The following is a 22,215-nucleotide window of genomic DNA, read 5'->3' as shown; positions in this document are numbered from 1 at the left end:
TCCCATGTATATTCTATACAAGCTGTTCTAACGGTTTAGCCGTTGTAACATCGTATACTCAATGAAAATCAAAGAGCAAACTAGGAAGCTAGCCGCAGGTTGCTCAAAGCACTGCTTTGAGGTTGCCGGATAAGACTGACGAAGTCAGTAACATCTATACGGCAAGGCGACGCTAGCATGGTTTAAAGAGATTTTCGAAGAGTATTATTCGTCTTCGTCATCATCGAATCCAGCTAACAGATCGTTGACTTTTACGATGCTTTCTGCAGCACGGCTCTTGTAGTCCGCATCTGCACCTGTAAGGCTGGCATTGATAAATTCAATCACCATTGGAAGATTCATCCCTGCGTAGAGTTCAATGTCGCGACCTTCCATGATCAAACGGCTTACCACGTTACATGGTGTACCACCGAGAAGATCCGCAAAGACTAGGAAATCATCCAATCCTTCGATAGCAGCTTCAAATTTTGCAGTAAATTCTTCTGGACCATCTTCTGGAAGAAGAGCCACTGCATGAATGTTGTCCTGTGGCCCCATGATCATTTCTGTGCTACCTTTAAGTTCTTCACAGAGGCGACCATGACTCACCAAAATTAATGATTTGCTCATAAATTATGCGCCCATTCCAAGCAAGAATTTACCGATGAATGAAAGACCTACTGCAAGAACGATAATGATACCGATAGCTTTAGTAGAGTTCATACCTTTCTTACCAAGCAACCAGAAGATAAAGGCAGTAAAGATTGCTGGAAGCAAACGTGGGAAGATTGAGTTCAAGATGTCTTGGAAGTCAATCATCTTTTCACCGATTGGCAATTTGTAAGAAATATCAAAGTTAATCACTGTTGCTACAAGAGCACCCATCATGAAGACACCAAGTACAGATGCAGCATCAATCAAAGCTGTCAAAGTACTTTGCATGTTGTTGATAAGGTTAACCCCTTCTTTGTAGGCAAATTCCAATTGTTTCCAACGGAAGATGTCATAAGCAACTGCAACTGCGATCCAAAGGAAGATACCCCATGGTTGGCCAGCAATAGCCATAGTTGCTGCGATAGATCCCATGATGGCAGGTACAAGTGAACCAAAGATTGTGTCTCCAAGAGGAGCAAATGGCCCCATCAAACCTGTCTTGATACCGTTAACGGCATCTTTTGAACCCACACCATCTTTTTCTTCCATGGCAAGGTCAAAACCAGCGATAATTGTGTGGAAGAATGGTGAAGTATTGAAGAATTGAGTATGAACTTTCATCATTTCTTTCAATTCAGGAGTTCCATCCCCATACATTTTACGCAATTGAGGCAAGATCATGTAAAGGTAACCAGAAGCTTGCATACGCTCATAGTTCCAACCTAATTGAAAAGTAAACAAGCTACGTTTGTTGATTTGATTAAAATCTTCTTTTGTAAGTTTGTAATTAGAATTCGTCATCTTCGATTTCCCCACTTTCTGATGGTGTAGAAGGTGCTGCTACAGCTACTTTTTGGCTGTTCTTAAAGTGAACAACTGCAAGGAAGATACCTACGATAGAAATACCAATCATAGACAAACCTTTGAAGTTGTTAGCAAAGCCAATCTTTTCAGCAACATCAGCAGGAAGAGTACCAAGGATACCCGCAACAGCTCCACCAAGACCTGTTACATATGAGTAAAGAACAGTCAACATAGCTGTCAAACCGAATCCCATTGCAAGGTAATGAAGGTTACGTTTAACTGGAAGGTAACGAAGCAAGATAGCGAATCCAAGACCTGGAAGCATACGACCTGCAAGTGTCAATCCGTCTGCAAGCCATTGGTATTCTTTAACAAGGTTTACAACACCTTGTACGAATTCTCCACCAAAAGCAAGGGCAAAGAATACTGGAAGGGCACGAGAAAGAGCCCATGGAATCGCACCAAGTAGATAGTTGCGTTCGATACCATTGTAGTCAAAGCGTTCGATCGCAGCATCAATACGGTGTGCAAAGAAAGTAGTTGTCATACGTCCAAGAACGTCGAAGTATGTCAAAAGTGCTGCTACTGGTACAGCGATTGTTGTAATCGCAAGGTCTGTATCAATACCTTGTGAGATAGAGAATGCTGTTGCAAGAACCGCACCAGAAGTTGCGTCGATACGAGAAGCACCACCGAAGGTACCAACCCCGAGAACGAACAACTGCAAGCTACCACCGATAAACAAACCAGTTGTCACATCTCCCATGATCAAACCGGTAATGAAACCAGCGAATACAGGGGAACCTGCAGATGAAACGATTGTCAACTCATCACAGATTTGATAAGCTGAGTACAAAGTGAGAAGTAAAATTTGCCACCATTGTATCATAACAATGACCTCCTAAAAATTTTTTCCTATTTTAATAAGCTCAAAAAGTCTGAAACTGGATCATTTGGAACCATTTGAGCAGTGAGTTTCACACCTTTTTCTGCTAGTTTGTGGAAATCTTCCACATCCTTGTCTACCACGTTGATAGAACGCGTGATAGGGCGAGTTTCTGGTGTTTGAGACATATTACCGACGTTGAGTGTTTCAAGCGGAACACCTGCTTCGACCAAACCAAGGAAACGGTCTGGTTTACGTGCAACAATAAAGAGACGTTGGCTATCGTATTTACCAGCAAGGATATTTGCTGCTGCTTTCTCAACTGGCAAGATACTGAGTTTCACACCTGGTGGTGTCGCAAGTTTCAAGCCACTCTTTTCAATATCGTTGTTAACAACTTCGTCGTCTACAACCATAATGCGTGAAACATTTAGTTTTCCAGCCCAAAGATTGGCTACTTGACCATGGATCAAACGTCCATCGATACGGCATCCTACAATTGTCATAAGTTTTCCCCCTTTATGTGTTTTAGTGTAGGTTTACGAGTTAAGTGAATCTCTTCTTTATATTCGCCTTCAGTTTCAAAGATGATGATGCGATTATCACCTTCCTTGAAATAGCTATGAGGGATATAAAGTGAGAGGGTCGGACCGACGTTCCAGAAACGCCCCAAGTGGCGCCCGTTAACAAAGGCAACTCCCTTACCAAACTCAGACAAGTCTAAGTAGGTATCCTTCGGCTCTTCAACAGTAAAGTCAAAAGCGTAAAAGGCTGGTTGTCCTTCTGTCCATCCTTTTGAAAAATCAATCTTCTCAGGATTATCCAGTGGCAGTGGATACTGTTTCCAATTCAATAAGAAATGTAGATCCTTGCAGACACCTGTACGAATTCCTTTACGTTGCGTATCTGCCAAGAACTTATGTCCGTAGTTGACACGCCCCATATTTTCGACCAAGATGTCAATCTCTGAAAAACCTTCTCGATTTCCCTGACAGTAGATATCTTCACCAATTTCTGTCTGGTATTGAGTAGCAATCCATTGACCATCTACATAGAGTTGAGCTCGGTCACGTCCATCGATGATACGGAGACGTTCCTCTTCTGCATCCCAACTTGCTTCGGTACGATAAAGAAGGTAGCCATAACTTTGACCAAGTTCTTCCATCGCTTTTGGATAGAGGCTTTCAGTTGGACTTGCCAGGCTATCCAGGGTTTCAAACAAGGAAACTTTTTCGACTAGTGGAATGGATTCTAATTCCATGCTTTCCTTGTAAAGTGGTTCTAACTGTGGATACTCTGGGAAGTGTGTTGCCATCATCTTCTTGACTGCTAGGTATTTAGCAGTTGGATTTCCTTCTTCATCGAGAAGGGCATCATAATCGTAAGATGTAACTTGTGGCAAATCTAGAGTTCCTCGAGCCGAGCAACCATTCATGAAACCAAAGTTTGTGCCTCCATGGAACATGTAGAGGTTGATAGAGCCTTGTTCCAATACCTCTCGAACAGCTTCTGCCAATTCTTTAGGATCACGTGTGATGATCGGTTCTTTCCAACGGTTAAACCAGCCATCCCAGAATTCCATACACATGAGGGGCCATTTTTTGCCATACTCATCAAAGAATTCCTGCATCTGTGAAAAGTTGTACGGAGCTTTAGAACCGAAGTTCCCTGTCACAAAGAGGTCATCTTCGATCAAGGTTCCGGCCTTCAGAGTAGCCCTCCATGGACCATCTGAAGTAAATAGTGGGCAATCAATCCCTCGGTCTTCCATCAATTTCCGAATCGCTCGTAGATAAGACTTATCTTCTCCATAAGAGCCATATTCATTTTCGACTTGCATCATAAGAATGTTTCCGCCATTATCCAGCAAGCGAGGCACAAGCCTTGGCAATAATTGGTCATAATAGCGAGCAACAGCCTCGATGTAGGCCGGGTCGGACGAGCGAATTCGCATGTCCTTTGTCAAGAGCCAAGCCGGCAAGCCACCAAATTCCCATTCCGCACAGATAAATGGAGACGGTCGTACAATGGCATAGAGACCCAGATCTTGTGCAATTTGAAGAAATCTCTCCAAATTTTTGGCACCTTCAAAATCAAACTCCCCTTCAACAGGTTCGTGTAAATTCCAAGCCACATAGGTCTCGACTGTATTAAAGCCAAGCGCCTTTAAGTTGTAGAGCGAATGATACCAATCCTCTGCTGGAATCCTAAAATAATGAATGGCGCCGGATAAAATCTTGAACGGTTTTTCGTCTAAATAGAAATCGTCCTCAATTTTAAATCTTGTCATGTTATTACCTCTGACGAATTAAGTTTGCGCTTTCATTTATTATAATATTAACTATAATCAAATATTTTGCATTTGTCAATAGGTTTTAGAAAATTATTTAAAATTTTGCTATTTTTTACTTACCGTTTACCGAAATTATCTAAAAATAGCATGAAAACGATCTTTTTATGTATGATAATTCACAAGAACATCAAATGAATTTTTTTACATGTAAAATAACATTTTTAATCTATTATTCTAATTTTTTGACCTTAATACTACTCTTTTCTCTATATTTGTGGTAAAATCAAAATTGGAGAAAGAGAATCGAGGTGAAATTTATGGCTATTCCTAAATACCAATATATTAAAGATGAATTAAAAAACAAAATCATCTCTGGTCAATTTGCAAGTGGAGATAAATTTTATACAGAAGCCGAATTGATCGCGATGTACGATGTGAGTTCAATCACAGTTGTTCGTGCCTTGAATGACCTTGCTAAAGACGGCTACATTGTCCGCCAACAAGGTAAAGGTACTTTCGTTTCACGTGCCCGCAAGCACAAACTCGTTGAGTTTTCAGATGTCGAAATCTTTGAAACAAAAGACGATAAAGTTACTGTCCTTTCTATCGAGCGCGGAAACAAACTTGAATATTTAGATAAACTTGGACTGCATGGAGATCAATTCTACTATAAGATTGAACGTATTCGTCAGACAAACGACGTGACATACATCTACCACACATCTTATATTCCTGAGCAATACATCAATGCCAACTATCCAAATCTTGATTATTATAGCTCTATCTATACACGTTTCAAATTGGATTACCGCATTCACATGAGTGATGAACATTTTGAGGAAATCAACGAAATCGCATTCCCAACACCAGAGCATGCTGCTTCTGTACTCGGAATCGATACACAATTCCCAACTGTCTTCCAAACGAAGACTACAAAACTTGAGGCCACTGGCCAAGTCCTTGCGTATAGTGAAACTTATAAGCGAGCAGACTACTACAAAATTAAATTCATCTCATGTAACCGAGGTCATTAAGAAAAATCCTGAGTTAGGCTCAGGATTTTTCTATATTCATTATAGCACGAGAAAGAAGTCATGAAAACGCTATGAAGGTCTCTTATTTAATTAGTAGCATTTTTACTAAAAACAAGGTGAAATTTCGTTTGTTTTTTCATCTATTTTATCCCTTATTAGCAAATTTCTCCTAAATCTTATGATTTCCTCTATTTATTATAGTTCTTATATAAACCCACTTGACATTTTACTCCTGAGATAATAAAATAAAAGGCTAAACCAACTACTAGCAAAACAGAAGAAAAACAACTCCCTGAAAACAGGAAGTCAAGACTCTGCAGGCCTGGTCGTAGCAGGACTCATGGCGATACTAGCAGCCTACGGACTCACTAAAAGAAAAGAAGACTGAGTCTTTTCGATAAACAATAAACAGCGAGATTGAAGCTCGCTGTTTATTGTTTTAATTAATCACCAAGTCCGATACGTTCAAAGATATCATCCACACGTTTGGTGTAGTATGCAGGGTTGAAGATTTCGTCAAGTTCCTCTTGAGTGAGGCGTGAAGTGACTTCTGGATCTGCTTCCAGAAGCGGTTTAAAGTCCACTTGGTTATCCCAAGAATAAGCTGTTTTTGGTTGTACTAGGTCATATGCTTGTTCACGGGTCATACCTTTTTCAATCAAGGTCAACATCGCACGTTGGCTAAAGATAAGACCAAAAGTTGAGTTCATGTTGCGGATCATGTTTTCTGGGAAGACCGTCAAGTTCTTGACGATATTTCCAAAACGGTTGAGCATGTAGTCAATCAAAATGGTCGTATCTGGTGTGATAATCCGCTCAGCTGACGAGTGAGAGATGTCACGTTCGTGCCAGAGAGCGACATTTTCATAGGCTGTTATCATGTGACCACGGATAACACGCGCCAGACCAGTCATGTTTTCTGAACCGATAGGGTTGCGTTTGTGAGGCATAGCAGAAGACCCTTTTTGCCCTTTAGCAAAGAACTCTTCGACTTCGCGTTGCTCAGATTTTTGCAGACCACGGATTTCCGTTGCCATACGCTCGATCGAAGTTGCGATGCTGGCAAGAACTGCAAAGTACTCCGCGTGAAGGTCGCGAGGAAGGACCTGTGTAGAGATTTCTTGAGCACGAATACCCAATTTGTCGCAGACGTATTGCTCTACAAATGGTGGGATGTTGGCAAAGTTCCCAACCGCACCAGAAATCTTACCAGCTTCCACACCAGCAGCCGCATGCTCGAAACGCTCGATATTGCGCTTCATTTCGCTGTACCAAGTCGCCAATTTCAGACCAAAAGTTGTAGGCTCAGCATGCACACCGTGCGTACGACCCATCATGATAGTGAACTTGTGCTCCTTAGCCTTGTCAGCGATGATGTTGGTGAAGTTTTCAAGATCACGACGAATGATATCATTTGCCTGCTTGTAGAGGTAACCGTAGGCCGTATCTACCACGTCAGTAGAAGTCAGACCATAGTGGACCCACTTGCGCTCTTCGCCAAGCGTCTCAGAAACCGCACGCGTGAAAGCCACCACATCATGGCGAGTCTCTTGCTCAATCTCTAAAATACGATCGATGTCAAAGTCCGCCTTTTCGCGAATCAAAGCCACATCTTCCTTAGGGATTTCCCCCAACTCAGCCCATGCCTCGTCAGCCAAGATTTCCACCTCAAGCCAAGCACGGTATTTATTTTCTTCACTCCAAATGTTCGCCATCTCAGGGCGGCTATATCTATCAATCATGTTTAATTTTCCTTTCTTTTGATGTTTCACATCAGTTAACAACCAGCAATTACTTTATTCAAATTCTTCTTTCCCAATCCACACAGATGGGTAATGATTTAGTGTATTCAAATCCGTATCTAACTGGACATCATAGATAGCTAAATAGTTTTCAGGAAATTGTGCAACTAGCTCTTCATACTTAACTTTCACTTTTTCCTGGTCGCTGCTAGCAAAGAACACTTCCACAACAGCAGTTTCTTTTCCTTCTTCCACAAAAGCGTTTACGATGATTTGAATCATAAAATCTCCTAAATCACAACTCAATGTCTAACTTTAAAATATCCCCCTTCTCTCCATAATGGAGAAGCCGCAGATATTCTCCCCAAACTCTGGACTTGCCAATGTCTGTATTCATCCAGCTGTCCCGACTAATCTCAACATCCTTGTAAAAGGCATTGAAGGTATATGGGATGTAGCGAAGATGCTTTGGTAAGTGCTGAGCCAAAGTCCGCCATTGCCTACCAGTCGCATGGCTTTTGCAAATGAACATAACTGTCTCAACAGTATTAAAATCAAAAATTTCTTTAGAAAACAATACGTTTTCTAAAGTATTGCTAGAAGAGTTTTCAAATTTAATTGCTTCTTCAGGAATGCCTGCAGCCAGCAGATGCTGGATAATAACCTCTGCCTCTGTATGTCCATTCCAATCTGGATGAGGTGTTCCTGTCAAACTTCGGCCACCAGTCACAATGATTCGTCTTACATAACCTTTTTGATATGCCTCAATAGCTTTTTCCCAGTGGCCTGGGTGAGTCCCACTGAAAACAAATAAAACATCACACGGCTGAGGTTCGATTATTTTCCCAAAAACACTCTTAGTCAAAAAGGAGATTTCTTTATTAGAGAACTCTTTCGGAACTTCTGGACTTTTCGGAATAATCGGTTTCATCTATAACATTTCCTCCACAGATTTTTCAAAAATCAATCCCCTCACCAAACTCAACCACACTATCCGGCACATCACTAAACAAAGTCACATGCCCCATCTTGCGGTTGTGCTTCGCTTCTATTTTACCATACAGGTGGAGGTGGGCGCTTGGATTTTCTGTGACATATTTTTCAGCGACCTCAACGTGTTGGCCGAGGACATTGAGCATAACGGCTGGCGCATGTAATTTTATTTCTGGCAACGGTGCTCCGAGAACGCCTAAGATATGAGTATCAAACTGAGAAAAGTCGCAGGCTTCTATAGAGTAGTGCCCTGAGTTGTGTGGACGTGGGGCGATTTCATTGACGATGATGTCATCAGCTGTCGCAAACATTTCCACGCAAAGAGTTCCAGACAGATTAAGCTGTTCTGCGATTCGCACAGCCATAGCTTTGGCTTTTTCAGCTAGACTTTCTGAAATGCGGGCTGGCACGATGGTCTTGGACAGGATATTGTTGCGATGGATATTTTCCTGAACCGGAAAAACTGTTACGTCCTTGCCATTACCAGACACGATGACTGAAATCTCAAGGTCAAAGTTGACAAATTCTTCCAAGACACAGTCTGCTGAGTCGGCTAGTGCATAAGCTTCTTTCAAATCTGCTTCCGAGCGAATAACCTTTTGTCCATGCCCATCGTAACCACCAGTCGCGGTCTTGAGGACATAGTTTTTCGATAGGTCGATGTCTGCCAAGTCTTGGCTTGAGGTCACAACCTTGTAGGGTGCCACAGTGACTTGTGCCTTGTTTGAGAGAAAGTCCTTTTCAAAGATTCGGTTTTGCGAAATGCGGAGCAAGTCCGTTCCTTGAGGGAGTTGTCCATCCTTGATAACGACATCCAAACCGTCAGCATCGACATTTTCAAACTCATAGGTGAGAACATCGCAACGCTCAGCTAACTGACGAAGGGCATCCACATCGTTATAAGGAGCCACGATGATTTCCGCCACACGGGAGGCCGGGCAATCCGCAGCAGGATCCAGCGCGATGACCTTGTGCCCCATGTAGATAGCAGAAATGGCCATCATCTGACCCAGCTGACCGCCACCGATAATTCCGATTGTTTTAGATGAGCTCATTGGTAGACTCCTCTGCGATTTTTCCCTGCTCCTCTGCGAAATCTGCCAATGCTGTCGCGATAGCCTGATCCTCTACTGACAGGAGACGGAGGGCAAAGAGGGCAGCGTTAGTCGCTCCAGCTTCTCCGATAGCCATAGTCGCAACAGGCACGCCACCCGGCATCTGTACGATAGAGTAGAGCGAATCCACGCCACTAAGAGCGCGCGACTTGACTGGTACCCCGATGACAGGAAGGGTTGTTTTCGCTGCGACCATACCTGGCAAATGGGCTGCGCCACCTGCTCCCGCGATGATGACCTTGATGCCACGGCTACGAGCTTCCTCCGCATGTCTGAACATGAGGTCTGGAGTACGGTGGGCAGAGACAACTTTCTTTTCGTAGGATACACCGAAGCGGTCAAGGACTTCGGCGGTTTTTTGCATGGTAGCCCAGTCGGATTTGGAGCCCATGATGATGGAAATAATTGGTTTCATTTCTTCTCCTTTTTTAATAATCGTCTATTGTAGTGCGGACGTAAGCGATCGCCTATGGCGTTCCATTACTAAAACTGGAGCCTAAGTCTCCAGTTTTCCGCTCCTAGTAGCTCTGCCACTAGGAGTTCCACTACTGCGACGATTATCCTATATTAGCTCGCTAACGCTCGCAAACCATACGACCATTAACGTATTTTGTGAATTTTTATTTTTCTTTTTGATAATGGTCTTAGGTGGTGGGGGCGGAAGCAAACCTTCGGTTTCATTCCTAAACTTTGAGCCTAAGGTCTCAAAGTTTCCCCCGACCAGAACAAGTTCTGTTCTGGTCTTTTCACCAAGGCGACCATTATCGGGTTTAGCGACTTCGTCGAGTTATTCTTATATCTTTACTTAATTGCCTTGCTTCCGATATCTGTTCGGTAAAAGAGGCCTTCTGTTTTTTGTTGGGAGAGTTCTTGGTAGATGGTTTCTTGGGCTTCTTTAACGGTATCTGCTGTGGTAACTAGCATGTAGACACGTCCACCGTTTGATAGCAGTGCTCTGCTATTCTCCGCAAACTTAACCCCTGCATAGTAAGTGATGATGTCGCCCTCGGTCTTAGCTGGCAATTCGACACCCTTTTCATAGTCTAGCGGGTACCCATTGGATGCGACAACTACACCAAGTGTCACACCCTTGTCCGTCCACGTGATCTTCGGATCCTTACCATCGAGGATATCCGTGATATTTTGTGCAAAATCGGAGGTCAGACGAGGCAAGATAATTTGAGTTTCTGGATCTCCGAAACGAGCGTTAAACTCGATAACCTTAGGTCCATCAGCTGTCAAGATAAGACCTGCGTAAAGAACTCCCAGATAAGGGCGGCCTTCCTGGATCATACCCTCAAGGACTGGCTTGACAATAGTCTCAACCGCTGTGGCAACCACACTTTCTGGCAAGTGAGGAACTGGCGCATATGCACCCATCCCGCCCGTGTTAGGACCCTTATCTCCATCGTAGGCACGTTTGTGATCCTGAGCTGTTGGCATGATGTAGAATTTGTCTCCATTGACAAAAGTAAAGAGAGAGAACTCTTCTCCGTCGAGGAATTCCTCGATAACTACACGCGCACCTGAGTCACCGAATTTATTATCCAAAAGCATCTCGTGAGCGGCTTCGACCGCTTGCTCAACCGTTTCAGCAACGACGACACCTTTCCCAAGCGCCAAACCGTCTGCCTTGACCACGATAGGTGCCCCCTGCTTTTCGATATAGGCCTTAGCTTCCTCGAAATCTGAGAAGGTTCCATAGTCTGCTGTCGGAACATCGTATTTGACCATGATTTCCTTAGCAAAATCCTTAGACCACTCCAACTCCGCTGCCAATCTTGTCGGACCAAAGGCTTTGAGACCAGCTGCATTGAACTCATCCACAATCCCAGCCGCAAGGGCGTCATCTGGACCAATGAAGGACCAAGCAATATTGTTGGCTTTTGCAAACTCAATCAATTTAGAATGTTCGGAAATAGAGATATTTACCAATTCCAGACCATCCAGAGTCATCCCGTCATTCCCGGGAGCTACAAAGACATTTTCAACGTCTTTTGACTCAAGCAACTTCTTAGCAATGGCATGTTCACGACCACCCGAGCCGACAACTAACAGTTTCATCTCTTAACCTCTTTTGCGAATTATTTACTAACATTATATCATAAACGTTCGTTTTAATCTTGTTTCGTTAAGCTTTTTTAAGCAAAAAAGGAAAGAAACTGTTTTCTTTCCTTTACGTTCTTAATGTCTAAAATGTCTCACGCCTGTGAAGACCATAGTCAAGCCGTATTTATCCGCCGCTTCGATGGATTCTTGGTCACGAACGGAGCCTCCTGGCTGGATGATGGCCTTGATACCCGCTTTGGCGATTTCTTCCACGTTATCCGCAAATGGGAAGAAGGCATCCGAAGCAAGAACAGCACCGTCCAGACGATTTTTAGCTTGGTCAATGGCGATACGGACGGAAGCCACACGGTTGGTTTGACCAGGGCCAACACCAAGTGTCATGTGGTCGTTGGTGATGATGATACCATTTGATTTGACATACTTGATAGCCTTCCAAGCGAACTCGAGGGCGGTTGCTTCAATCTTAGTTGGCTGGCGTTTGGTCACCACTTGCCAGTCAGCTGGGCTTTCTTTGACCACGTCTTGGTTTTGCACCAGAAGTCCACCGACCACACCAGTGTATTCTGCTTCCACTTCGCTAGCATCTTGAGCATCAAATGGCAAGGCAAGGATACGCAAGTTTTTCTTTTTGTTGGTCAAAATGGCTAGCGCTTCATCCGTATAGCTTGGTGCGATGATGATTTCAAGGAAGACACCGTGCATCTTCCCAGCTGTCGCAGCATCCACCTCACGGTTAAGGACGACAATTCCACCAAAGATAGACACTGGGTCAGATTCATAAGCGTAGTCCCAAGCTGTTTCAATGTTGTCAGCCTGACCGATTCCACATGGGTTCATGTGTTTGAGAGCCACAACAGTTGGACGGTCTTTGAAATCACGGATGATACGGATAGCTGCATCCGCATCACGAATGTTATTGAAGGACAATTCTTTACCGTTGAGCTGTTTCGCTGATGCAATCGAATAGTCTGTCGGCAAAGCTTTTTGGTAGAAGTCCGCATCCTGCTGAGGATTTTCCCCATAACGCATTGGTTGCTTGAGGTCATAGGTTAAAGTGAGCTTTTCAGGTTTGCTTTCTCCGACTTGAGCTGTGAAGTATTCTGCAATCAAGGCGTCATAAGCCGCTGTGTGACGAAAGACCTTGGCCGCTAAACGTTGTCGAGTTGCGTAAGTCGTTTCACCTGTGGCCGCCAATTCCTCCAAAACGAGAGCGTAGTCGACAGGATCTACCACAACGGTTACGCTAGCATGGTTCTTCGCTGCTGAACGAAGCATAGAAGGCCCACCGATGTCGATGTTTTCGACTGCATCAGCGTAAGTCACATCTGGTTTGAGAATGGTTTCCTTGAAAGGATAGAGGTTTACCACCACAAGGTCAATCAATTCAATCTTATTATCTTTAGCCGCTTCCAAGTGGCTATCCAAGTCACGACGAGCGAGGAGACCACCGTGGATATTTGGATGGAGAGTCTTCACACGACCATCCATCATTTCTGGGAAACCAGTCACATCGTCGATGGCAATAGTCTCTACCCCAGCATTGTCAAGGGCAATCTTTGTCCCACCTGTCGAGATAATATCCCAACCAAGTTTTTTAAGTTCTTGGGCAAATTCAACAATGCCCGCTTTGTCTGAGACGCTGATTAAGGCGCGTTTAGTCATTTTTGTTCCTTTCTTTGTATCAAGAGGTGCTTTCCCATCATTTACACCAAAGACTGGCGATCATAGTCTGTAAGCTGATTTCCAAGTTCTTTTAACAGTTTTCTGACCTCAAGCTTACTAGCTTCACTTTCGTACACACTTCGCAGTTCTGCATCTGTCGCACCAATCAGGGTTACAAATTCCACTTTTCCATGCGGAGTATCAAGAGGATTAGCTAAATCATCAGCAGCAGTCAAAAATCCTGTCAGACTAGAGTTCTGCTGGGCATCAATCCCTACTGTCTGTTTAGTATAAATATATTCCTCTGGCAAAACCACTTTACCTGTTTGAAAAATATATCTTGCCACATACTGTAGTAAACCACAGCCATTTTTGATTTCTTCTTCGTCATTATTTGATTTCTTTAACTTAAAAGTTAATTCAATCCCATAACCACTGTACTCAGGGTCGTCGCTTTCTTTTGTATATAACTCTGACAGACCATAGCTGACAAAATGCCAAAAATCTCCCGCATCATAAACACTGATGCCATCAAGCGGATCTGGACCGCCCAACATATACTTGATAACTGTCCCATAATGAAGTGGATTGGGTTGATCCGGATATAAACGATTAAACTCTGCATCAATCGCATGCCATCCTGGAGTGCTATCATCTGTATTTTCAGTTTCAACAACAATTTTGCCGTCATCTTCAATTGGTGTCTCTTCATCTGAAGATTTCTTCTTAAAAAAATCAAATAAACCCATAATATCCTCCTTATCTGCTGTTGGACCGTCATAAAATCAGCTCTGATTTAGTTTTTATCTTCTCTCCACTCCCAAGCTATCCAGCACCTCTGGATACAACTTGTACTCTACTTCATGAATGCGAGCTTCAAAGCTTTCGATGGTATCATCAGATAGCCGTGGCACACGGACTTGTTTGATGACCTTGCCTGTATCCACACCTGAATCCACCCAGTGAATGGTCACACCAGATTGGTCAACACCAGCCTTCCAAGCGTCCTCAATCCCATGAGCTCCTGGAAATTCCGGCAAGTAGGCTGGATGGATATTGATGATTCGACCTTCATAAGCCGCCAATAAGGTGGGGCCAACGATTTTCATGTATCCTGCGAGACAAACCAAGTCAATTTGGTGTTCTTCCAAAATTTCGACAAGAGCTGCTTCGTAGTCCGCCTTGTTCTCAAATTCCTTGAGTTCAAAAGCATAGGATAGAACACCAAGCTTGTCTGCACGCTCGAGCACATAGGCGTCACGATGGTCTGAAAAGACAAACTCCACTGGAAACTCTTCAGCAATCACCTGAAAGTTTGAGCCATTACCAGAGGCAAAAACCGCTATTTTTTTCATTTGATGATGACACTTTCGTTTTCTTTCGTGACGATGCGACCAATTTCATAGACTGGTTCATCCAGTAATTCCTTGACACGGTCTACATTTTCAGGGCTAACTGCCAACATGATGCCCACACCCATATTGAAGATTTCAAACATTTCTTCGTGTTTGATTTCACCGTATTTTTCAAGGGCTTTGAAGATCGGAAGGACTGGAACCTTGCTTTCCTCAATCTCAGCAGCCAAGTCAGCTGCAAACATGCGAGGGACATTCTCGATAAATCCACCACCAGTGATGTGCGCGATGCCGTTGACCAAGCCTTCCTTGATGAGTGGCAAGACAGCTTTAACGTAGATACGAGTTGGTTCCAAAAGGACATCTTTCAGCTTTTTGCCTTCCAACTCAGGCAAGACTTCTTCGCCTGTGTAGTCGGCAAAGACACGGCGAACGAGTGAGTAACCATTTGAGTGAATACCGCTCGAAGCAAGTCCGAGAAGAACATCTCCTTCTGCTACTTTTGATCCGTCGATGATTTGAGATTTTTCTGCCACGCCGACCGCAAATCCAGCCAAGTCGTAGTCATCTTCGCCGTACATACCAGGCATTTCAGCCGTTTCACCACCGATGAGGGCAGCACCAGCCTGCACACAACCTTCTGCCACACCAGCAACCACTTGTTCTAGTTTAGCTGGTTCATTCTTCCCTGTCGCCACATAGTCGAGGAAATAGAGGGGCTCCGCACCTGCAGCGATGATATCATTGACACACATAGCTACACAGTCCTGCCCAATCGTATCATGCTTATCATACTTGATAGCCAACATGAGCTTGGTTCCGACACCGTCAGTCCCTGAAATCAAGACCGGTTCTTTGACACCTGTTTTTGAGAGGTCAAACATGCCACCAAAACCACCAAGAGCTCCCATGACACCCGCACGCTCCGTACGAGCCACGTGCTTTTTGATCCGCTCAACAACTTCATAACCCGCTTCAACATCTACACCCGACTGGGCATACGCATTTTTATTTGCCATTTTATTTTTCCTTTTCTTTGAGAAGATTGCGACGTATTTTTAGATAAACAATTATTTTATCTAAAAATACTAGTCAGGGCTCTAGCTTTGGTCCCATAAGACAAAGCGTCTACTGACAAATGCTTTAGCTTTTAGTCAGTAGCGAGACGTGGAGCATAAGCATTTTTATTTGTCATCTTCTCTTCCTTTCCTTTCATGGAGAGTCTTTATCCGTCTATTTGTAAAAACTGGTCTTATCCCCCAAGCTTCTACGATATTCTTCCTCATAATCGTAGAGAGGAGTTGGGTAGTCTCCATCAAAATAAGCGACACAGAGACCACCGTTCGGCGCATCTGTTTCGATGCCGATAGAATCAATCAAGCCATCAATCGAAAGATAGGTTAGGCTATCCGCACCAATGATTTGGCAGGTTTCTTCAACCGTATGATTAGCCGCAATCAGCTCCTGACGCGTCTGGATATCAATCCCGTAGAAGCATGGATAAGCTAGCGCTGGACTGCCAATAGCAACGTGAACCTCAGACGCGCCCGCTTCTTTCAAAAGCTGAACGATACGGCGAGAGGTCGTCCCACGAACAATGGAATCATCAATCATGACCACGCGTTTGCCTTTGACAACACCCGAAACAGCAGACAGTTTCATCCGCACCCCTTGCTCCCGCAATTCTTGAGTCGGTTGGATAAAGGTACGTTGCGTGTATTGGTTTTTGATCAGCCCCATTTCATTTGGCAGACCAGATTCTTCTGCAAATCCCATGGCTGCGCTGAGTGAAGAATTGGGCACACCGACTACGATATCCGCCTCATGCTTAAATTCACGCGCTAATTGTGCACCCATACGTTTGCGAGCTGTATGGACATTGACCCCATGGATGTTAGAGTCAGGGCGAGCAAAATAGATATACTCCATAGAACAAATCGCCAACTGGGTATCATTCGTATAGCTATCGTACTGGATGCCGTTGTCATCCACAATCACAATTTCCCCTGGTTTTACATCACGAATCCACTCGGCACCGATGACTTCAAAGGCACAGGTTTCAGACGAAACCACCACCGCTCCATTGGCCATTTTCCCGATTGAAAGCGGACGGAAGCCATTAGGATCAAGCGCAGCAATCAACTTATCCTCAAACAGCAGGATATAAGCAAATCCACCTTTGACAAGGCTGAGCGCCTCCTTGATTTTGCCCATCAAGTTCGGATTGTGACTTCGACGAATGAGGTGAGCCAAGATTTCCGAGTCTGAAGTTGAACTGAAAATAGCTCCTCTTTGTTCCAATTCTTTCTTGAGCGATTCGGCATTGGTCAAGTTTCCGTTGTGAGCAAGTCCAAACTGCATATCGTGAAAGCGGAAGAGAAAGGGCTGGATATTATCTACAGAAGCTTCGCCAGCAGTCGCATAACGAACATGCCCAATCGCGCTCGCTCCAGTCAGTTTATCCAAATTAGCTGGATTTCTGAACACTTCTGATAAAAGCCCCATATCACGATGACGCTTCAATTGCCCCTGATCATTGGAGAGGATTCCCGCCCCCTCTTGACCACGGTGTTGAAGACTGTGGAGACCAAAATAGGTCAATTTAGCAGCATCTGGATGCCCCCAGATACCGAAAACACCACATTCTTCATTAAGAGATTTTACTTCGTATGTCATTTTTTATACCTAATTTTTATTTTTGCATCATTCCTTCAGTAGAGCCGAATGATACGGTAGAAGCTCGTTTCACTCGCAAAACAAACCTTTTGCAATCACCAAGAACTAAATCTACATGACTTTTACATTACGGATACTATCTATTAGAAAATCTGCAAGTCTTATTTCCCAGTAAAGTATTTAACAGCCGACGCGAACAAGTGCTGGTCTTTATTTCCTGGGATGTTTTGGAAGAGACCGTCTTCATAACGTTCTGAGTGTCCCATTTTACCGATGATTTGACCATTCTTGCTGGTAATTCCTTCGATGGCATTTACAGAACCATTTGGATTGTACTTAGAATCCATACTTGGTTTGCCTTCAAAGTCCACGTATTGACTAAAGATTTGACCATTATCACGGAGCTCAGCAAATTCCTCAGCCGTTACGACAAACTTCCCTTCACCGTGCGATACTGGAATGGCGTGGATATCGCCCACTTGCACTCCAGCCAACCATGGCGAGTTAGTATTGGCAATTCGAGTTTCCACCATCTTGGCCACGTGCTGGTTGGCATCATTGTAGAAAAGGGTTGGGCTAGTACTGCTAGCATCCTCGAAGTTACCATATGGAAGAAGACCTGATTTAACGAGGGCTTGGAATCCATTACAGATACCAATAATCAAGCCACCACGAGCGATAAAACTATCAATCGCTACACGCACTTTTTCATTAAGAAGGATATTGACAATAAACTTAGCTGATCCATCTGGCTCATCCGCAGCTGAGAATCCACCTGCAAAGAAGAGAATGTTAGCCTTGCCGATGTTGTCAACCATGATTTCAACTGACTTGACAATAGCTTCTTCATTCAAGGTCACAAATGGCACCAAGTTGACCTCTGCACCTTCTTTTTCAAAGGCCTTGGCTGAGTCATATTCTGAGTTGGTTCCTGGGAAGACGGGGATGTAAACCACGGGTTTTTCAACCTTTTCTTTGGCTTTGATGATTACGTCAGAAGCGACAGCTGGTACTTCTTCCAGTTCTTCTGCTTGGGTAAATTCAGTTGGGTAAACTTCTTCCAGTTTTCCTTGGAAAGCACTGTCAAGCTTGTGTCCATCTAGCTTCACACCGTTGACAAGGAGTGTAAAGTTGGCACTTGTTTGTCCAATCTTCTCCACTCCAACAATATCTTCAGGAGATGTGAAGACAAATCCGCCTAATTGGGCTGTCAAAGAACTTGCAAGTTCAGGCAAGGTTACCTCTGCACCGATATGATTTCCAAAGGTAGCAAGTGCCAAACTTTCAATGATACCACCATATTTAACAGCTGATGCAGATGTTACTTTGTGGTCAGCTTGGATGGCTTCAAATTGAGCAAAGTTAGACTTAATCAAGTCAAAATCAATCTCTGCAGAGAGGGCTTGACCTGGGATGTAGTAGATATTTTCACCAGCACCCTTAAGCTCTGGAGAGAGCACCTTACGGCTATCTGCCGTCGTCACCCCAAAGGCAACCAAGGTTGGCGGCACTGTCAATTCTTCAAAGGTACCAGACATAGAGTCCTTACCACCGATAGATGGCAAGCCAAGTTGGATTTGTGCTTCGATAGAACCTAGAAGAGCTGCTACTGGCTGACCAAAACGCTCAGCTTGTTTGTCCATCCGCTCAAAATACTCTTGGTAAGAGAAACGAGCCTTGGACCAGTTGGCACCAGCAGCCACCAAACGAGCAGTCGCTTCGATAACCGCATAAGCAGCGCCATGATACGGAGACCATTCTGCCACATAAGGGTTAAATCCTTGCGCCATGACAGACGCAGTGTGAGTCACACCGTGCTGAACTGGCAATTTCTGCACAGATGCCTCAGTTGGTGTGAGTTGGTAGCGACCACCAAGTGGGTGATTGACCGTTGAACGACCGACCGAGCAGTCAAAGATGGTCTGCAAGCCTTTTTGACTCGCATGGTTGATGTCAGATAGTACCGCAAGGGTATCTGCTTCAAGTGTGTTAGTACTTGTTGTGCGTTCTTCTGGGAGTTTGACATCCTTGTCCACAACCTTGGCATCAACGACTACGCGCACACCGTTTGTATCAAGGAAACGACGTTCCAAGTCAACGATGGTTTCCCCATTCCAGTGCATGACTAGATTTGGTTTTTCAGTCACTGTCGCAACCACAACCGCGTCAATATTTTCTTTATTACATTCTGCAACGAAGGCATCTACGTCTTCAGGACGAACCACGACCGCCATCCGTTCTTGTGATTCAGAGATGGCAATTTCTGTACCATTTAAGCCTTGGTATTTAAGAGGAACCTTGTTGAGGTCAATTTCAAGACCGTCTGCCAATTCACCGATGGCTACACAGACACCACCAGCACCAAAGTCGTTGGATTTCTTGATGAGACGAGTGACATCGCCATTACGGAAAAGGCGTTGGATCTTGCGCTCTTCGATGGCATTCCCTTTTTGAACCTCAGCACCGGCAGTCTCCACAGATTCAACCGTTTGAACCTTAGAAGACCCTGTCGCACCACCGACACCATCACGACCAGTCTTACCACCTAGCAAGATAATCACATCACCGGCTTCCGGTTTTTCACGGACAACATTGCCCTTTGGAGCCGCACCAACAACGGCACCCAACTCCATGCGTTTAGCTACAAAGCCTGGGTGGAAGTACTCACGAACATAGGTCGTCGCAAGCCCAATCTGATTCCCGTATGAAGAATAGCCATGAGCTGCTGTTTTCGAAATGACTTGTTGTGGCAATTTACCATCGCGAGTTTCCGAAATCGGAGTTGTAATATCACCAGCGCCTGAGATACGCATAGCTTGGTAAACATAGGAACGGCCTGACAGCGGGTCACGAATGGCTCCACCGATACAAGTAGCAGCCCCACCAAATGGTTCAATTTCCGTTGGGTGGTTGTGGGTTTCGTTCTTGAACATGAGGAGCCAAGGTTCTTTGACACCATTCACATCCACCTCGATTTCAACCGAGCAGGCATTGATCTCATCAGACACTTCCATGTCATCCAAACGACCATTAGCACGCTCATAACGACCGAAAATAGTCGCCATATCCATCAAGGTTTGTGGTTTCTCCGAACGTCCCAACTCATCACGCATGGCAATATACTTGTCATAAGTCACCTGCAATTGCTTTTGGAACTTAGAAGCTGAGAAATCAATGTTCTTCAACTCTGTCTCAAAAGTCGTGTGACGGCAGTGGTCAGACCAGTAAGTGTCCAAAACCTTAAGCTCTGTTTCCGTCGGCACGCGCCCGATTGACTTGAAATAGTCTTGGATAAAGAGCAAATCGTCCACTTCCATAGCCATCCCTTGCTCTGCCTTGTAGCGGGCAAAGTCTTCTGCTGTATAGCTTTCAAAGAAATTCAATTTAGGAATAGTCTTGTCTGACTCAGAAAATTCCTGCTTGGCAATCCCTGTCGTGATGTCCTTGAAACGAGAATCCACTGGATTAAGCAGATAGTTCTTGACAGCTTCCAACTCAGTCGCATCAATATCTTTATTGATCAAGTAAAGTTGAGCTGTGTTGACCGTTACGTCACTCGAACTTCCCAGCAAAAGCAAGGCTTCCTGTGAAGAAGCTGCACGCTGGTCAAACTGTCCTGGCAAACTTTCAATGGCAAAGAAAGCATAATTGACAAGATCAGCCTGCACAGCCGCTTCATCCAAGACATGGTCTGTCACCTGCTCAGAGAAGATATGTTTTTCTGCAGGCGCAAACAAGTCCTCTGCCAAATCAAAAACATCATAAACTTGCACAATGCGAATACTTTTCAAAGTTGACAATCCCAAGTTGTGCTGGAGCTCTCTCACCAAACTCTCTGACTTGACCTGAAAATCAGCCTTTTTTTCAACAAAAATACGTTTATTCATCAATTCTTATTCCTTTATTTCAGCTCTTGCAATGTTCACAAATGACCTTGAGAGTGTTATTTTAAACCTTGCAACTTTTCCCAGACAATCTCGTAGACGCCGGTTAATTTACCTAGCCCCCCGACGGAGCGTAAAGGTCCGAAGGACCTTTACAGCCTGAGTCCTTACATCTGAAAGACGAAGGTTTTCCGTTTCTAACAGCTTATTTCAAACCCTGCAATTTCTCCCAGACAATCTCGTAAACATCTGTTAGTTCTCCTAGACCTCTACGGAAAACATCCTTGTCCATGTGGTTACCATCAGCGTCCCAAAGTCGGCAGTTATCTGGTGAAAATTCGTCTGCCAAGATAATCTTGCCATCCTTGTCAAAACCAAACTCTAGCTTAAAGTCAATCAATTTAAGGCCAATCTCAGCAAACCAGGCTTTCAAGAGTTCATTGATACGACGGGTTTCTTCTTTCAAGTAGGCAATCTGCTGGTCATCCGCAATTTTAAGGAATTTCACATGCTCGTCATTGATAAAGGGATCATCCAAATCATCATTTTTATAGTAAAATTCGACAATCGGAGTCTCAAATGCGATACCTTCTTCTACGCCAAAACGTTTTGAAAAGGAACCAGCCGTGTAGTTGCGGAGCACAACTTCCAAGGGAATAATCTCAACCTTTCTATTGAGCTGTTCCGTGTCTGAAATTTTCTCCACAAAGTGAGTTGCTACACCAGCTGCATTTAACTTTTCAAAAATAAAAGATGAAATCTGATTATTTAACACTCCTTTACCCGCAATCTGCTCCTTCTTGACACCGTTGAAGGCAGTTGCCTGGTCCTTGTAAGTTGAAATAATGAGATTTTCATCCTCAGTTGTATAGATATCCTTGGCTTTTCCCGAATAGATCAGTTTTTTTGACATTTTAAAGTTCGCCTTTCGTATTACTTGAGCACATTCTACCACAAAATAAACAAAAATTCAATATTTTTACGAACTATTAGCAAAATAGTACTTGTTGCACAAAGAAAAACTGCAAGACACCTTTGTCTTACAGTTTTTCAATCAGTTATCTCAAA

19 protein-coding genes and 1 pseudogene are annotated in these 22,215 nt (G+C 44.0%); 2 read left to right on the top strand and 18 right to left on the bottom strand.

Annotated features, from left to right (window positions below):
- Positions 1 to 204: 204 nt before the first annotated feature.
- From ACLV7H_RS00555 to ACLV7H_RS00535, 5 genes are read right to left on the bottom strand one after another with little or no spacing between them, the layout of a single operon-like run.
- Complete coding sequence (locus ACLV7H_RS00555; RefSeq protein ID WP_071788655.1) at positions 205 to 609, bottom strand: PTS sugar transporter subunit IIA; 405 nt, start codon at positions 607 to 609, stop codon at positions 205 to 207.
- 3 nt (positions 610 to 612) lie between these two features.
- On the bottom strand, positions 613 to 1,434 hold the full coding sequence (locus ACLV7H_RS00550) for a PTS system mannose/fructose/sorbose family transporter subunit IID (protein ID WP_045593835.1): 822 nt from the start codon (positions 1,432 to 1,434) through the stop codon (positions 613 to 615).
- The gene (locus ACLV7H_RS00545) at positions 1,421 to 2,326 is read right to left on the bottom strand and encodes a PTS mannose/fructose/sorbose/N-acetylgalactosamine transporter subunit IIC (protein ID WP_045593831.1); all 906 of its coding nucleotides are present in this window, start codon (positions 2,324 to 2,326) and stop codon (positions 1,421 to 1,423) included. The genes ACLV7H_RS00550 and ACLV7H_RS00545 overlap by 14 nt, the downstream gene beginning before the upstream one ends.
- Positions 2,327 to 2,352: 26 nt before the next feature.
- Complete coding sequence (locus ACLV7H_RS00540; protein ID WP_000156962.1) at positions 2,353 to 2,829, bottom strand: PTS sugar transporter subunit IIB; 477 nt, start codon at positions 2,827 to 2,829, stop codon at positions 2,353 to 2,355.
- The gene (locus ACLV7H_RS00535) at positions 2,826 to 4,613 is read right to left on the bottom strand and encodes a glycoside hydrolase family 35 protein (RefSeq protein WP_045593827.1); all 1,788 of its coding nucleotides are present in this window, start codon (positions 4,611 to 4,613) and stop codon (positions 2,826 to 2,828) included. Before ACLV7H_RS00535 ends, ACLV7H_RS00540 begins: the two co-directional genes overlap by 4 nt.
- A gap of 320 nt (positions 4,614 to 4,933) precedes the next feature.
- Between ACLV7H_RS00535 and ACLV7H_RS00530 the strand changes: the two genes are divergently transcribed.
- On the top strand, positions 4,934 to 5,650 hold the full coding sequence (locus ACLV7H_RS00530) for a GntR family transcriptional regulator (protein ID WP_411866080.1): 717 nt from the start codon (positions 4,934 to 4,936) through the stop codon (positions 5,648 to 5,650).
- A 249-nt stretch (positions 5,651 to 5,899) separates the two neighbouring features.
- Positions 5,900 to 6,038 (top strand): annotated as a pseudogene (locus ACLV7H_RS00525) (LPXTG cell wall anchor domain-containing protein); the annotation flags it as partial.
- A gap of 55 nt (positions 6,039 to 6,093) precedes the next feature.
- Here ACLV7H_RS00525 and purB read toward each other — a convergent pair.
- From purB to purC, 13 genes are all read right to left on the bottom strand, one after another.
- The gene (gene purB, locus ACLV7H_RS00520; RefSeq protein ID WP_411866079.1) at positions 6,094 to 7,392 is read right to left on the bottom strand and encodes an adenylosuccinate lyase; all 1,299 of its coding nucleotides are present in this window, start codon (positions 7,390 to 7,392) and stop codon (positions 6,094 to 6,096) included.
- Between the two features lie 54 nt (positions 7,393 to 7,446).
- Positions 7,447 to 7,674, bottom strand: a complete 228-nt coding sequence (locus tag ACLV7H_RS00515) for a phosphoribosylaminoimidazole carboxylase (protein WP_411866078.1) — start codon at positions 7,672 to 7,674, stop codon at positions 7,447 to 7,449.
- A 13-nt stretch (positions 7,675 to 7,687) separates the two neighbouring features.
- A complete protein-coding gene (locus ACLV7H_RS00510) occupies positions 7,688 to 8,323 on the bottom strand; it encodes a YdcF family protein (RefSeq protein ID WP_411866077.1) in 636 nt (211 codons plus the stop codon).
- A 25-nt stretch (positions 8,324 to 8,348) separates the two neighbouring features.
- Positions 8,349 to 9,440, bottom strand: coding sequence for a 5-(carboxyamino)imidazole ribonucleotide synthase (gene purK, locus ACLV7H_RS00505; protein ID WP_411866076.1), 1,092 nt, complete (start codon positions 9,438 to 9,440; stop codon positions 8,349 to 8,351).
- Positions 9,427 to 9,915 (bottom strand): 5-(carboxyamino)imidazole ribonucleotide mutase, encoded by a 489-nt coding sequence (gene purE, locus ACLV7H_RS00500; RefSeq protein WP_411866075.1) that lies wholly within the window; start codon positions 9,913 to 9,915, stop codon positions 9,427 to 9,429. Before purE ends, purK begins: the two co-directional genes overlap by 14 nt.
- A 386-nt stretch (positions 9,916 to 10,301) precedes the next feature.
- Positions 10,302 to 11,564, bottom strand: coding sequence for a phosphoribosylamine--glycine ligase (purD, locus tag ACLV7H_RS00495; protein WP_411866074.1), 1,263 nt, complete (start codon positions 11,562 to 11,564; stop codon positions 10,302 to 10,304).
- Between the two features lie 120 nt (positions 11,565 to 11,684).
- Positions 11,685 to 13,232, bottom strand: coding sequence for a bifunctional phosphoribosylaminoimidazolecarboxamide formyltransferase/IMP cyclohydrolase (purH, locus tag ACLV7H_RS00490; protein ID WP_411866073.1), 1,548 nt, complete (start codon positions 13,230 to 13,232; stop codon positions 11,685 to 11,687).
- 41 nt (positions 13,233 to 13,273) lie between these two features.
- Positions 13,274 to 13,981: a suppressor of fused domain protein gene (locus ACLV7H_RS00485; RefSeq protein WP_411866072.1), complete on the bottom strand. Its 708-nt coding sequence runs from the start codon at positions 13,979 to 13,981 to the stop codon at positions 13,274 to 13,276.
- Between the two features lie 54 nt (positions 13,982 to 14,035).
- On the bottom strand, positions 14,036 to 14,587 hold the full coding sequence (purN, locus tag ACLV7H_RS00480) for a phosphoribosylglycinamide formyltransferase (RefSeq protein WP_411866071.1): 552 nt from the start codon (positions 14,585 to 14,587) through the stop codon (positions 14,036 to 14,038).
- Complete coding sequence (purM, locus tag ACLV7H_RS00475) at positions 14,584 to 15,606, bottom strand: phosphoribosylformylglycinamidine cyclo-ligase (RefSeq protein WP_411866070.1); 1,023 nt, start codon at positions 15,604 to 15,606, stop codon at positions 14,584 to 14,586. Before purM ends, purN begins: the two co-directional genes overlap by 4 nt.
- 214 nt (positions 15,607 to 15,820) lie before the next feature.
- Entirely contained in the window at positions 15,821 to 17,263 is a 1,443-nt protein-coding gene (gene purF / locus ACLV7H_RS00470; protein WP_411866069.1) for an amidophosphoribosyltransferase, read from the bottom strand.
- A 161-nt stretch (positions 17,264 to 17,424) separates the two neighbouring features.
- Positions 17,425 to 21,150, bottom strand: a complete 3,726-nt coding sequence (locus ACLV7H_RS00465; protein ID WP_411866068.1) for a phosphoribosylformylglycinamidine synthase — start codon at positions 21,148 to 21,150, stop codon at positions 17,425 to 17,427.
- 202 nt (positions 21,151 to 21,352) lie between these two features.
- A complete protein-coding gene (gene purC / locus ACLV7H_RS00460) occupies positions 21,353 to 22,060 on the bottom strand; it encodes a phosphoribosylaminoimidazolesuccinocarboxamide synthase (protein WP_045593802.1) in 708 nt (235 codons plus the stop codon).
- Positions 22,061 to 22,215 lie beyond the last annotated feature (155 nt).

The organism is Streptococcus oralis (genome assembly GCF_965111685.1).
GTDB lineage: Bacteria > Bacillota > Bacilli > Lactobacillales > Streptococcaceae > Streptococcus > Streptococcus oralis_B.
The sequence above is the reverse complement of the archived record's forward strand: the minus strand, read 5'-3'. Positions and strand labels throughout refer to the sequence as shown.